The sequence below is a fragment of the Gordonia spumicola genome, assembly GCF_009932475.1.
Lineage (GTDB): Bacteria > Actinomycetota > Actinomycetes > Mycobacteriales > Mycobacteriaceae > Gordonia > Gordonia spumicola.
On record NZ_BJOV01000005.1, the window covers coordinates 2,060,463 to 2,074,351 of the forward strand.

The window sequence follows — 13,889 nt, forward strand, 5'->3', positions numbered from 1 at the left end:
CACTATGTGGTCACGATCTACGGCACAAGCGTTTTCAGGGCCAGGTCCACATCGCGCCGGGGCGCCCGACGCCGGACGGCCCGGGTACGTCCGAGCGGACGGCGATGCGCTTCAGGGTGCGGTTCAGATTGCCGCGGTCGACGTCGTCGCCGGTCAGCGACGCGGTGACGGCCAGTGCCGTCCGGACACTGAACTCGCGGCCGAGCAGGGACGCGGTGAACGTCAGGTCGCGCCAGAGCTTCTCGGCGAGGACCGGTCGCACGTCGGCCAGGATCCGCGCGTGGTCGAACGCCAACGGCGGCAGTGCATCCCACTCGACCCACCGCTCGGACTCCTCGCCGGCTGCTGATGCGCCGGCTTCCGATGCGCGGTGCTCGCCGACGGCGACCCACGCGCTGATCGACAGCGTCGGCCCGCGCGGATCGCGGTGCGGCTCGTCGAACACCACCAACTGGCCCACCCCGGTCACCTCCGCCGCCGTGACCCCGGCCTTGCCCGCGGCCCGGATCGCCGCGTCCGAGATCCGCTCCCCGGCCCCGAGCAGCACGCCCGGCAACGCCCACTCCCCGGTGAACGGCTCCGCCCCGCGACGGTGCACGAGGATCGCGGTCCCCTCCTCGCTCACGCGCAGGACGACGGCGTCGACAGACACCGCCGAGGAGACGATGCCTGTCGACGCCGTGGACTCAGTCACGCGAACAGTGTGTCACCGAATCCGGTCGCCGCCCGATCCGCCCTGTCCGGGCCGCGGCCTTCGACGGCGACCGGAACCCCGGCTGCGGCCGCGATCTCGGACGGGATCGCTTCGACGTCGATCGCGTCCAGGACCGGTGTCGCACCGCGTGCGAGCCCCGTCAAACCTTCTTGGAACCCGAGGTCCCGATACTCGCCCAGGCGGTACTCGGCGTACCCGCGGGCCACCCGGACACCGCCCGCGACGTCCATGTGGCTCACCGCCAGCGCGTCCAGGCCGCCGTGCCGCCGACAGACGTCGGCCGAGTACCGCAACAGCGGCAGGTCGAGGTGTCCGACGCGCCACGCCCCTTGATACTCGCCGGTCCCGTTGTGCGGCTCGTCGATCGACAGCCCCGCGTCCTCGGTCGGCAACGGACCGGCCCCGTGCCGGGTCGCGTACGCCCGCACCACCCCGACCACCAGCGCGGGCGGCTCCCCGGCGTCGGCGAGCAGTCGCTGCGCGACGCCGGGCAACGTGGTGCTCCAGGTCGTGTGCGGGTGCAGACCGCGCCACTCGTCGAGCAGCACTCCCTGTGCACCCTCGAACAGCAGCCGTCCCCGAGACGCCGCCTCCGCCAGCCGAGCCCGGTCGTCGGCGATCGTCACCGCCCGCCCGAACTCGACGAGCGCCGCCGCCATCACCCGCACCGACGGCGGTTCGTGCCGACCCGCATCGAGCAGCGGGCGGTAGAACTCCGACAACGCCATCAACCGCTGCCGGACCGTCTGCGGGTCCACGCAGTCGGCGACCGTCAACGCCGGGAAGAGAGCATCACCGCTCGCCTCGACGTCGAACAGCCGCTGTCCGCGCCGCAGTCGGGCCGCCGCGGCCAACGCGTACCACCGCGTCTCCCCGATGCCGAGGCCGCACGACCCGTGGCGGGCGTCCCCACGCAAGTCCTCCCGAATCCGGTTGACCGCGATGTGGATCGGCGTCACCACCAGGGCGTCCGGGCTCACCGAGGCCAGTCGCAACGGGTCGTCGACGCCGAGGTCCGCCAGATCGACGGCCTCGGCGGCCAGCCGCCACGGGTCCACCAGGACGTGCCTGCTCACGTGCGTCGGAACTCCGCTCAGCGTCCCGCTCCCGAACAGCCGGAACGTGTGGTGGACCCCGTCGGCGACCACGTTGTGCGCGGCCTGCGCACCCCCGTTGAACCGGACCACCGCGGTCGGATCCACGCGGTCCGACAACCAGTCGACCGTCGCGCCCTTCGTCTCGTCGCCGAAACCGAGGCCGATCACGGCGATGTGCCTGCCGGTCATGTCGTCTGTCACAGGAGGTCGTCGGGGCCGGAGAGGCCCGCGGGCGGGCGGGACGGGACCCGCGCGGCGCCGGTCGACAGCGGTGCGAGCGCCTTGCCGACCACGACGGACGTGCCGACCCCGAGGTCGTCCAGGTCCGTGAGGCCGTCCTCCAGATCGACGACGTCCTCCAGCATCCCCACGGTGACGGCGATCAGATCGCACACCGCGTTCGGATCCTCCAGGAACAGCACCCGTTCGCCGAGGATGTCCCGCCAGTGCCCGCGGACCTGCGGGTCGTCGTAGTAGCTCGTCTGCCGGGGCAGGATGTAGAAGACCTCCCACCGTTCCTGCAGCTCACGGTAGATGGACGCGAGGTCGAGATCCCGGTGCACCTCGTCGCCGATCACCTCACGGATGTGCCGCGAGCGGAGCTTCCGCTTGTTCATCTCATCGCCGATCAGGAACACGTAGCCTTTGCGCCCCCGCTTCTCCCAGGCGTCGGTCGCGGTGTGTCGGGCCAGGAAGTACGCGGCCAACTCGTACGACTCCGACTTCTGACCGCCGCCGTTGCCCTCCAGCAGGATGTTGCGGAGCTGATCGTCCATCCGGTTGTCCGACTCGAACTGTCCCACCTGCAGCGGGACGTAGTCGGTCTCGGCGTCGCCGATGGCGCCGAACATGATCTGCGGGTCGGTCGCGTAGTCCTTCCGCAGCAACAGACCGTGCAGCTGTGACAACTGCTTCTGCATGGCGACGGGAACCGACCCCATGGAGCCGGTCACATCGAACATGACGACGATCGGCGTCGACCGCGGGTGTTCGTCATTGTCCCGCGACTCTCGGACACCGACGCCTTTCGGGTCGAGGTCCGGGTGCGCCGTCCACTCGCTGACCGGACGGGCCTTGGTGGACGCGCTGTACGCGAAGTCCGCCGATCCGGTTCGCGCCCGGAAGGTGGCCGCGGCGCGGTAGGCGTCGTCGCTCCAGTATCCGCTTCCCATGATCCTTCTCCTTCTTCTCGGGGGATGCGAGCGCGTCACGCGCTCACCGTGTACGGGAACCGACGGAACGTCCGCGGTCCGTACAAGTCTTCGAGCAGGTCGTCGTACTCCTCCAGGAGGTCGACGGCGGCGGGCCGCATCCGTGGCGACGCCTGCATGCAGCCGGCCGCGAACATCCGCTGCCGGCGCTCACCGGACGCCAACATCTGCGCCATCGTGGCGTGCAGCATGTACACGTCGAGTGCCGGACCTGCGGGTTCCGCGCCCGGCGGGTACAGATCACGGCGAGAGGCGATGCGTCCGGCCGGTGCCTGTCCCGGCTCGGCGGCGAACGACCATCCGGCCAGCACCACGCCGTGCCCCTCCGGGTGGATGAGGATGTTCTCCGGAACGACGGCTCCGTGCACCAGACCGATTCGGTGTGCACCCGCTACCGCGCGAAGGAGTCGCCGGTGGATCCACGCCCAGTCGCGGCCGTCGAGCCCGTCGGCGGTCGCCACGGCCGCCGCGTCGACGAACCCCTGAGCCCGACCGTGCGCGGACACGACGTTCACGGGCCTGCCGCCGTCGACGTCGGCGGTGTCGAGCAGCCGCGGGAAGTAGGGCGCCAGCCAGGCGTTGGCCGGATCGTCGGTGAACTGCGCCAATCGTCGCAGTGCCGCGCGCTCCCGCTCGACGAAGGTAGCCGAAGCGGCCGACCGCGGGACCTTCACCGCGACGGGACGACCCGCGTCCGATGTCGCTTCGTAGACGACGCTGACGCTCCCCTGTCCGACGATCCGACCCAGCGTGTACGTTCCGCGTCGTCCGACGATCGCACCGGCGGGCGAACGCCATTCGTCGAACAGCGCGACGAGCCTCTCGAACACCTCGACGTCCCCGCCGCCGTCCGGATGCAGCAACGCCGCCAGCCGTCGATACTCGCGCCGTCCGGCGCGCTGCGATCCGTGGACCGGGCCGAACAGGTCCGTCGCCTCCCGGGCCGCTTCGACGGCCTCGCGGGCCTGTCGTCTCTCCGTGTTCATAGTTTTAGTCTAGTTGACTAATTTAAGAAGCGCAACGGGACTCGAAGTCACAGACGTCACCGTCATGCTGGTTGAGGAGCGTTAGCGAAGCAGCCTGTCGAAACCAGTGCCACCCAGGCTGAAACTCATTCAGTACCAATATGTTTCACCGGACTACCAGCCCGGGTGACGGTGGTTTCGACAGGCTGCTTCGCTAACGCTCCGGCCCAGCTCAACCACCATGACAGGCGCTTCCAGCCGTTGTGAAACTCGTCAGAGCAGGCGGGTGACGGCGGCGTCGACGCGTTCGTCGGTGGCGGTCATCGCCATGCGGACGTGCCGTGCCCCGGCCGGGCCGTAGAAGTCGCCGGGTGCGACGAGGATGCCGCGCTCGGCGAACCAGTCGAGGGTCGCACGCGAGTCGTCGCCGCGGGTGGCCCACAGGTACAGGCCGGCCTCGGAGTGATCGATGGTGAACCCCGCACCGAGCAGCGCATCGCGGAGCTTGTCGCGACGGACGCGGTACCGCTCGCGTTGGGCGTCGACGTGCGCGTCGTCGTTCAGTGCCGCGACGGTCGCACCCTGGATCGGGAACGGCACGATCATGCCCGCGTGCTTGCGGACCGCGAGGAGTTCGGCGATCAGCGCGCGGTCGCCCGCGAGGAAGCCCGCACGGTACGACGCCAGGTTCGACACCTTCGACAGCGAATGCATGGCGATCAGACCGGTGTGGTCGCCGCCGCATACATCCGGATGCAGCACCGAGAGCGCCTCGCCCTCCCACGTCAGGCCCAGGTAGCACTCGTCGGAGACGATGACGACGTCGTTCGCGCGCGCCCAGTCGACGACCGACCGCAGGTGCTCCGCCGACAGCACGCGGCCCGTCGGGTTCGACGGGCTGTTCAGGAAGATCAGCGCCGGGACGTCGTCGCCGTAGTCGTCGGTGTGGTCGGCCCGCACCGGTGTCGCGCCTGCGAGCAACGCCCCCACCTCGTACGTCGGGTAGGCGACCTCCGGAATCACGACCGTCGCGCCCGCCGGAACACCCAACTGCGACGGCAGGCCCGCCACCGCTTCCTTGGTCCCCACCACCGGCAGGATCGACGCCGCGTCGAGTCCTGTGACGCCGAACCGCCTCGCCAACGCTCCGACCGCGGCGTCCCTCAGTTCCGGTGTCCCGACCGTGACCGGATACCCGGGGAACTCCGACGACGCCGACAGAGCGTCCCGGATCAGTGGATCGACCGGGTCGACGGGGGTGCCGACCGACAGGTCGACGATCCCGTCGGCGTGCGACGCGGCCCTCGCCTTGGCGGCGGCGATCGTGTCCCACGGGAAGTCGGGGAGTCCGGAACTCACCGGGCGCAAACGACTCACGTCGAGATCAGTCCTCTTCGCCCATCGGGGGCAGGTTCTTGACGAACGGCGGGTCGTAGTCGGTCTTGCCGACCTTGCTCGCGCCGCCCGGAGATCCGAGGTCGACGAAGAAGTCGACGTTCGCCGACACGTAGGGCTCCCACTCGTCCGGGACGTCGTCCTCGTAGAAGATGGCCTCCACCGGGCACACCGGCTCGCACGCACCGCAGTCGACGCACTCGTCGGGCTGGATGTAGAGGGCGCGGCCGCCCTCGTAGATGCAGTCGACCGGGCACTCCTCGACACACGCCCGGTCCAGGACGTCGACACACGGCTCGGCGATGATGTAGGTCACGTCGTTCTCCTCGTTCTATATCCACTCGACGCGAGGGCTGGTCGCGTCGGGCATCACGCTGTCGCGGTCGTCGCCGACCGCACAGGTCCAGACTATCGGTGCCGAGCGTGCCCGGCGGAATCAGTGCACCCTGACCTGGCCGTATTTTTGCTCACGGGGCCGTCGACAAGCCGTTTCCCCGGCAGAACCCACCCACCCCGATCGTTGAGCGGAACGGGCGGCAGGGACGCGCTCCGAACGGGCGGGCGGGGTCAGGCGAGGTTCACCGACAGCGCGGACGTCGCGACCCGCCCGTATTCGGTGGTGCGCTGGCGGGGTGTGCGGCCGATGCCGGTGACGATCTCGTGGAGTTCCTCGACCGTCTTCTCCGAGCCGTGCTGACTGCCTGCCATACGCGAGATCGTCTCCTCCATCAGGGTGCCGCCGAGGTCGTTGGCTCCGCCTCGCAGCATCGCGCGAGTGCCGTCGACGCCGAGCTTGACCCAGCTGGTCTGGATGTTGTCGATCCGGCCGTGCAGCATGATGCGGGCGAGCGCGTGGACGGCGCGGTTGTCGCGCTGCGTCGGACCCGGCCGCGACGCCCCGGCCAGGTACAGCGGCGACGACTGGTGCACGAACGGCAGCGGCACGAACTCGGTGAACCCGCCGGTCCGGTCCTGGATGCCGCGCAGCACATTGAGGTGTCCGACCCAGTGGTGCGGGGAGTCGACGTGGCCGTACATCATCGTCGAACTCGACCGCAGTCCCACCTCGTGTGCGGTGGTGATGACGTCGATCCACGCCGACGCCGGCAGCTTGCCCTTGGTCAGCACCCAGCGGACCTCGTCGTCGAGGATCTCCGCGGCCGTCCCCGGAATGGTGTCCAGGCCCGCCTCGCGGAGCGCGGTGAGCCAGTCGCGGACCGACTGTCCGCCGCGGGACGCGCCGTTGACGATCTCCATCGGGCTGAACGCGTGCACGTGCATCGACGGGACGCGCGCCTTGACCGCTCGGACGAGGTCGGCGTAGCCGGTGACCGGCAGTTCGGGGTCGATGCCACCCTGCATGCAGACCTCCGTCGCACCCGCGACGTGGGCCTCGAATGCGCGGTCGCCGACCTCGGACGCCGACAGGGTGAACGCGTCGTCGTCGCCCTTGCGCTGGGCGAACGCGCAGAATCGGCAGCCGGTGTAGCAGATGTTGGTGAAGTTGATGTTCCGGTTGACGACGTAGGTGACGTCGTCGCCGACCACGTCCGCGCGGATCGAGTCGGCGAGCGCGGCGAGCGCTTCCAGACCCGGCCCGTCGGCGGTGGCGAGGGCCAGGTACTCGTCGTCGGACAGTCCGGCCGGATCGTTCTCCGCACGGCGCAGCGCCGACGCCACATCGGACTCGAGGCGCTCGGGTCCGCTGAGAGCGAGGACCTGCTCGCGAATGGTGTCCCAGTCGCCGAACGCGTTGTCGATGTCGCTGCGGGTGTCGGTGTTGCGGCCGTCGACGTCGATCTCGGTGTTGAGGTCGACGCGCCCGGACGAACTCCACTCCTCGTCCGGCTCCTGCCACGGCATCCCCTCCGGCCGGACGTCGCGCGCCAGTCCGGTCCGCGGATCGGTGAGGGCGGCGACGTGCGCGGAGATCCGCGGGTCGATCCACGGCGATCCGGCCAGGACGTACTTCGGCTGCGCCGCCGACCGCTCGGTGAGCGTGAAACCTGTCGATGCGGTGATCTCGGCGAGCGTGTCGAGGTTCGGCCACGGACGTTCGGGGTTCACGTGGTCGGGCGTCAGCGGCGACACGCCGCCCCAGTCGTCGACGCCCGCTGCGACGAGCGCCCGGCATTCGTCGGCCGACACCAGGTTCGGCGGGGCCTGGATCCGCATTCCCGGACCGAGGACGATGCGCGCGACGGCGACAGCGGCCAGGAACTCGTCCATGTCGGCGTCGGGCGCCGCGCCCATCGCGGTGTCCGGCTTGGCGCGGAAGTTCTGGACGATGACCTCTTGGATGTGACCGAACGCCTTGTGCGACTTGCGGATCGCGAACAGCGACTCGGCGCGTTCGGTGAGGTTCTCGCCGATCCCGACGAGGATGCCCGTCGTGAACGGCACCGAGAGCCTGCCCGCGTCGGTGAGGACGCGCTCGCGGACCACCGGGTCTTTGTCGGGGCTGCCGTAATGGCACTCCCCCTTGTCGGTGAAGAGACGCCGCGCCGTCGTCTCCAGCATCATGCCCATGCTCGGTGCGACCGGCTTGAGGCGGTTGATCTCCTCCCAGCTCATGACGCCGGGGTTCAGATGCGGCAGCAGTCCGGTCTCCTCGAGCACGCGGATCGACGCGGCGCGCACGTAGTCGAGGGTGGAGTCGTATCCGCGCTCGTCGAGCCACCGGGCGGCTTCGGGCCATCGTTCCTCGGGCCGGTCGCCCAGTGTGAACAGCGCCTCCTTGCAGCCGAGCGCCGCACCGTTGCGAGCGATCGCGACGACCTCGTCGAGTTCGAGGAACATGCCGTGGCCGTCTCGCTTCAGCTTGCCCGGCACCGTCACGAACGTGCAGTAGTGGCAACGGTCGCGGCACAGGCGGGTCAGCGGGATGAACACCTTGCGGGAGTAGGTGACCTGGCCGGGGCGTCCCGCCGCCTCGAGACCGGCGTCCCGGACCCGTGCCGCGGCGTCGCACAGCGCCGTCAGGTCGTCGCCGCGCGCCGCCAACAGCACGGCGGCCTCGTCGACGTTCAGGGGTGTCGCGTCGGCCACGCGGCGCAGAGCGCGTCGCATCGCCGACCGAGTGGGTGCGTCGGCCCCGTAGACCGAATCGGAAGACGTCACTCTTCCGATCGTAGACACGACCGCTCCGGTGGCGTCGTCAGAGGTTGTTCAACCGGTTCATCGACTGTGCGACGGCGGGCAGTCCGACACCGCACAGCAGGAGCATCAGCACTCGCCAGTCGCCGATCAGCGCACCGTTGCCGTTGATCCCCGGCACCATCGCCACCAGGGTGATCAGCGCCCACACGATCATCGGCGCGTACCGCCACGACGACTCGGTGAGCTGCGACGCGCGGTGCAGCACCAGCAGGTTGCCGACTCCGGCGAGCACCACCGTGATCGGGACGGGGACCGATCCGATCAGCAGATTGAGGTAGAACACCGAGATCAGCCCGATGATCGCTCCGCACACGGTGAGGACGCCGAGTTCCACCCGGTCGGCGACGGTCATCGCAGTCCGTCGAAGAGGTCGGTCTCCGACGCCGGATCGTCGACGTCGGTGCGGATGAAGTGCTCCGCGGCGCCGACGGGCTGGACGATGAGATTCGACAGCGCGTACTCGGTGCCGGACGGCGCGACGATCACCTGCGTGGCATGCGCGGCGAGGCCGCGGACCTTCCGGTCGAGGACCGTCGAGACGTCGACGGCCGCGGTGATCTGCTCGTCCGGGTAGCTCGGGAGTTCCCCGGGCTCGGGCATCCGCCACCCCTCGGGGACGGTCCGCACGGCCTCGAGTCCGTCGTGCAGCGCCGACCGCTGCGTCACCGATTCGTACACCTTGCGGGGGAACCCGGTCTGCGCGCGCGACGCGGCGATCGCGTCCACCGACACCTCGTGCACCCGTTTGTGGTCGGGGTGACCGTATGTGCCCGCGGCGTCGTAGGTGACGACGACGTGCGGAGCGAAGGCGTCGATCTCCGCGCGCAACGCCGCGACCAGGTCGTCGTGCGTCGCCTGGAACAGGGCGCGCGGATTCTCGGCCGACGGGGTCCCGGCCATTCCGGAGTCGCGCCAGCGTCCGGCGCCGCCGAGGAACGTCGGCCGCGGGGCGACGACGCCGTCGGGTGTCAGCTCGGTGAGCGCCGCGGCGAGTTCGCCGATGCGGAATCCGCCGAGTTGGTCGGCTCCGCCGTCGGCGACGAGCATCGCCCACCGGTCGCCGATCACCTCGCCCTCCTCGCCGAGGGTGAAGGTGACGACGCGGACGTCGACGCCCTCGGCCAGGTAGCGGGCGATGACGCCGCCGGTCATGATCGTCTCGTCGTCGGGATGCGCGTGCAGCAGCATCAGCCGCAACGGTCCGGGGCCGGTCACTGGAGTCCCCACCGGACCGCGTCGCCGAACACGCCGACCTGCGGCGGGCCCTGCAGGGACACGCCGGTCACCTTGTCGGTGGACGCGCCGAGCACCGAGTCCTGATAGATCGGCAGGTACACGGCCTGCTCGGCGAGCAGGCCCTGCGCCTCGGTGAGCACCGCGTTCGGATCGTCCGAACTCATCGCCTGGACGGCCAGGTCCATGAGCGTCGGATCGCACAGTCCCGAGACGTTTCCGGTGTAGGTGTCGTCGCTGGCCGGGGCCTGGGTGGTGGACGTGGCCGCGGGTTCGGTCGGCAGGACGCTCTGGTCGACTGTCGGGTCGTCGTCGGACTTGTGCGCGCCCGCCTCGGTGCCCGCCTTCGGCGCGGCGCATCCCACCTGCGACGCCAGGGAGGTCGCCGGGTCGGCTCCGAGGCCGGTCCAGCCGACGACGAGGTCGACGCGGGCATTGCGCAGCGCCGAACCGTACAGCTCCGTGTTCGACATGCCCTGGACGCTGGCCCGCACTCCGGCGGCCCGCAACTGGTCGGCCATCGTCTCGGCCGCCGACATCACCGACTCGTCGGTGTTGACCGCGCCGATGCGGACCACCAGGTCCTCGCCGTCGCGCGTGTACGGCGCGACGCCGTACGGCAGGGCCGGGACGTCGCTCGGGGTGAGCGTCGGCGTCGACGGGGTCGGCGACTCGGAGGTCCCCGGCGTGGTCGGCACCGGACGCTCGACGGGCGTGCCGGGACGGTACCCGGCGGAGGCCAGCAGGTCGTGGATCGCCTCGACGCCGGGCCGCACGCGTCGGACGTCGGTGTATCCCGCGTTCGACGGTGCGAAGACGGTGTTGGAGAAGGGTGTGACGACGGTGTCGCCCGCCGCGGCCGACCGGATGAGCCCGGCGTCGAGCATGCCGAACAGCGCCTTGCGGACGGCGACCGACGACATCGTCGCCGATCGGGTGTTGGCGTTGACCGTGAGTCCGCGGACCATCGGGATGCGCGTGGTCGCAACGCCGGGGATCGCGCCGATCTCGGCGGCCGACGCTGGCCCCGCGGTCAGCGACACCATGGTCGAGTCGCCGTTGCGGATGGTCTGCGCCATCTGCGGCGCGGTGCCGGCCCGACGGAGGACCACCTGGTCGATCTCCGGGGGCTTGCGCCAGTAACGGTCGTTGCGGATGAGGCGGACCTCGTCGCGCGACCGGTCGATCGAGTAGATCGCGAACGGTCCCGCGGTGACGGGTTTGCCCTCGTCCATGCCCGTCTGGAAGCCGTTCGTCTTCGACTTCAAGCTGTGGCTCGGCAGCAGCGAGGTGAACAGCTCTCGCCACGCGGGGTACGGCGCGTCGAAGGTCACGGTGACCTGTTTGCCGCCGCCCCCCGTCTTGACCTCGGTGATCGCACGGTATCCGGCGGGCGCGACGACGTTCGGCTGCCGCGACATCTGCTGCCAGAGATACGCGAAGTCGTCACCGGTCACCGGAAGGCCGTCGGACCACTGCGCATCGTCGACGATGTGGTACTCGACGGTGAACGGCGATTCGGAGGTCACCTCGGCCGACGACAGCAGGGCGTCGTTGAGATTCCACTGCACGCCCTGCGGAGTCTGCGTCGGGGTGAACGCGCTCGGCAGCGTCAGGGACGCGACGGCGGTGGTCACACTGCCGAGGTCGGAGCCGACGTGCGGGTTGAATCCCGACCCGATCGAGTCGGTCGCCACGTAGACGGTGCGCTCGTCGGGGTACTCGTTGGGAGTGGTCGTCGGGAGGGTCTCCCGGACCGGCGGCGGAGGGTCGGCCATGCACGCCGTCGCGGTCAGTCCGACCGTCGCCGCGAGCGCGAGCGCAAGCAGACGCTTGTGCACTGAACCGACCCTCATCCACCCGACCTCTCGTTATGCGTTCGCGTCGCGCGCCTTGGCCCGCGAACGCTCGCGGGCGCGGGTCGACGCATCGAGATTGACCTTACGCACACGGCACACCTCGGGCGTCACCTCGACGCACTCGTCGGCGGCGCAGAACTCCATCGCCGCCTCGAGGTCGAGTTCCATCGGCTTCGCCAGGGTCTCCATGACGTCGGCCGACGACTGACGCATGTTGGTCAGCTTCTTCTCGCGGGTGACGTTGATGTCGAGGTCCTCCTGGCGGGGGTTGATCCCCACCACGTGACCCTCGTAGGAGTCGTCGCCGGGGTTCACGAAGAACGTGCCGCGGTCGGCGAGCTGGATCATCGCGAACGGCGTGACGCTGCCCGCGCGGTCGGACACCAGCGAACCGGTGTGACGGGCACGGATCTCGCCCGCCCACGGGCCGTACTCGGCGAAGACCGCGTTGGCGATGCCGGTGCCGCGGGTCTCGGTCATGAAGTCGGTGCGGAAGCCGATGAGGCCGCGCGAGGGCACCTCGAACTCCATGCGGACCCAGCCGGATCCGTGGTTGTTCATCTGGTCCATGCGGCCCTTGCGCGCGGCGAGCAGCTGCGTGACGGCGCCGAGGTACTCCTCGGGGACGTCGACGGTCAGGTGCTCGAACGGCTCGTACGTCTTGCCGTCGACCTTGCGCGTGACCACCTGCGGCTTGCCGACGGTCAGCTCGAAGCCCTCGCGGCGCATCTGCTCGACGAGGATCGCCAGCGCCAACTCGCCACGTCCCTGGACCTCCCAGGCGTCGGGACGACCGATGTCCTCGACCTTGAGCGAGACGTTGCCGATCAGTTCGCTGTCGAGGCGGTCCTTGACCATGCGGGCGGTCAGCTTGTGACCCTTGACGCGGCCGGCGAGCGGCGACGTGTTGGTGCCGATGATCACCGAGATGGCGGGCTGGTCGACGGTGATGCGCGGCAACGCGACCGGATTGTCGGGGTCGGCGAGGGTGTCGCCGATCATGATCTCCGACATGCCCGCGACGGCGACGATGTCACCGGCGACGGCGACCTCGGCGGGTGCGCGGTCGACGCCGAGGGTCACCAGGAGTTCGGTGATCTTGGCCTTCTCGATCACCTGCTCGCCGTCGACCTCGCGGCACCACGACACCTGCTGACCCTTGCGGAGGGTGCCGTTGTGGATGCGCACCAGGCCGAGACGACCCAGGAACGGCGACGCGTCGAGGTTGGTGACGTGCGCCTGCAGCGGGGCCTCGATGTCGCCCTTGGGTGCGGGGATGTGGTTGATGAGGACGTCGAACAGCGGGTCGAGGTTCTCACCGTCGGGCACGGAGCCGTCGGCGGGCTGCTCGGTGCTGGCGATGCCCGCACGTCCCGACGCGAAGAGCACGGGGAGTTCGAGGGCGAGCTCGGCGGCTTCGGCGGCCTCGTCGTCCAGGTCGGACGCCAGGTCGAGGAGCAGGTCCTGCGACTCGGTGACGATGTCGCCGATGCGGGCGTCGGGGCGGTCGGTCTTGTTGACCACGAGGATCACCGGCAGCGACGCGGCGAGCGCCTTGCGGAGCACGAAGCGCGTCTGCGGCAGCGGGCCCTCGGACGAGTCGACGAGCAGGACGACGCCGTCGACCATCGACAGCGCGCGCTCCACCTCGCCGCCGAAGTCGGCGTGGCCGGGGGTGTCGATGACGTTGATGACGTACTCGGTGCCGTCGGGCTGACGGCGGTGCACGGCGGTGTTCTTGGCGAGAATGGTGATGCCCTTCTCGCGTTCGAGGTCGCCGGAGTCCATGACGCGGTCGACGAGTTCGGCGCGCTCGCCGAACACACCGGACTGGCGCAGCATCGCGTCGACCAGGGTGGTCTTGCCGTGGTCGACGTGCGCCACGATCGCGACGTTGCGGAAGTTGGGGACTGCGCTCACTAAGGTCTCTTTCAATCGCGGTGACTGCACGCGTCATCGGACGCAGATGCGCCGTGACGGACTTTGAACCCTGTAAGGGTAGCGGCAGGGTCGGGTGCCGCGCGATCTCCGGGCCTACGACTTTTGGTTAGGCTGCGCTAAAATCGTGGCATGGGTAAGAAGGATCCAGCCCGGATCGCCGACATGAAGCCGAAGAAGAAGTGCTGTCGTAAATCGACGCGCTGTCTGCGCTGCCCGGTGGTGATCCACCGGATGGGCAAGCTCAACTGCCACAAGATGTCGAAGAAGGAAGCGTCGAAGGCTCTCAAGAAGGCCCGCGCCGCCTGACCGGGGCC

The 13,889-nt window shown here is 69.7% G+C and carries 12 protein-coding genes; 1 reads left to right on the top strand and 11 read right to left on the bottom strand.

All coding sequences use genetic code 11. The annotated features are described in order from the left end of the window. Positions 1–34: 34 nt before the first annotated feature. From GYB83_RS20885 to typA, 11 genes are all read right to left on the bottom strand, one after another. Complete coding sequence (locus tag GYB83_RS20885) at positions 35–694, bottom strand: NUDIX domain-containing protein (RefSeq protein WP_161897209.1); 660 nt, start codon at positions 692–694, stop codon at positions 35–37. Beyond that, entirely contained in the window at positions 691–2,013 is a 1,323-nt protein-coding gene (locus tag GYB83_RS20890) for an adenylosuccinate synthetase (protein WP_228461678.1), read from the bottom strand. The genes GYB83_RS20885 and GYB83_RS20890 overlap by 4 nt, the downstream gene beginning before the upstream one ends. Beyond that, positions 2,010–2,984 carry a hypothetical protein gene (locus GYB83_RS20895; RefSeq protein WP_161897210.1) on the bottom strand — a complete coding sequence of 325 codons (975 nt, stop codon included), beginning with the start codon at positions 2,982–2,984 and terminating at the stop codon, positions 2,010–2,012. The genes GYB83_RS20890 and GYB83_RS20895 overlap by 4 nt, the downstream gene beginning before the upstream one ends. 35 nt (positions 2,985–3,019) lie before the next feature. Further along, positions 3,020–4,009, bottom strand: a complete 990-nt coding sequence (locus GYB83_RS20900) for an adenylate cyclase (protein ID WP_161897211.1) — start codon at positions 4,007–4,009, stop codon at positions 3,020–3,022. Between the two features lie 252 nt (positions 4,010–4,261). Continuing rightward, positions 4,262–5,365, bottom strand: a complete 1,104-nt coding sequence (dapC, locus tag GYB83_RS20905; RefSeq protein ID WP_308469722.1) for a succinyldiaminopimelate transaminase — start codon at positions 5,363–5,365, stop codon at positions 4,262–4,264. 7 nt (positions 5,366–5,372) lie between these two features. Then, entirely contained in the window at positions 5,373–5,699 is a 327-nt protein-coding gene (gene fdxA, locus GYB83_RS20910) for a ferredoxin (protein ID WP_161897212.1), read from the bottom strand. A gap of 251 nt (positions 5,700–5,950) precedes the next feature. Then, entirely contained in the window at positions 5,951–8,503 is a 2,553-nt protein-coding gene (locus GYB83_RS20915) for a bifunctional FO biosynthesis protein CofGH (RefSeq protein ID WP_228461680.1), read from the bottom strand. A 37-nt stretch (positions 8,504–8,540) separates the two neighbouring features. Next, positions 8,541–8,894, bottom strand: a complete 354-nt coding sequence (locus GYB83_RS20920; protein WP_161897214.1) for a hypothetical protein — start codon at positions 8,892–8,894, stop codon at positions 8,541–8,543. Further along, the gene (gene mshB / locus GYB83_RS20925; protein ID WP_161897215.1) at positions 8,891–9,757 is read right to left on the bottom strand and encodes an N-acetyl-1-D-myo-inositol-2-amino-2-deoxy-alpha-D-glucopyranoside deacetylase; all 867 of its coding nucleotides are present in this window, start codon (positions 9,755–9,757) and stop codon (positions 8,891–8,893) included. Before mshB ends, GYB83_RS20920 begins: the two co-directional genes overlap by 4 nt. Then, a complete protein-coding gene (locus GYB83_RS20930) occupies positions 9,754–11,631 on the bottom strand; it encodes an ABC transporter family substrate-binding protein (RefSeq protein ID WP_161897216.1) in 1,878 nt (625 codons plus the stop codon). Before GYB83_RS20930 ends, mshB begins: the two co-directional genes overlap by 4 nt. Before the next feature lie 15 nt (positions 11,632–11,646). Then, positions 11,647–13,554: a translational GTPase TypA gene (gene typA / locus GYB83_RS20935; RefSeq protein WP_161897217.1), complete on the bottom strand. Its 1,908-nt coding sequence runs from the start codon at positions 13,552–13,554 to the stop codon at positions 11,647–11,649. 150 nt (positions 13,555–13,704) lie between these two features. Here typA and GYB83_RS23425 point away from each other — a divergent pair, with 150 nt between their 5' ends. Then, positions 13,705–13,881, top strand: a complete 177-nt coding sequence (locus tag GYB83_RS23425) for a hypothetical protein (protein ID WP_186349825.1) — start codon at positions 13,705–13,707, stop codon at positions 13,879–13,881. Positions 13,882–13,889 lie beyond the last annotated feature (8 nt).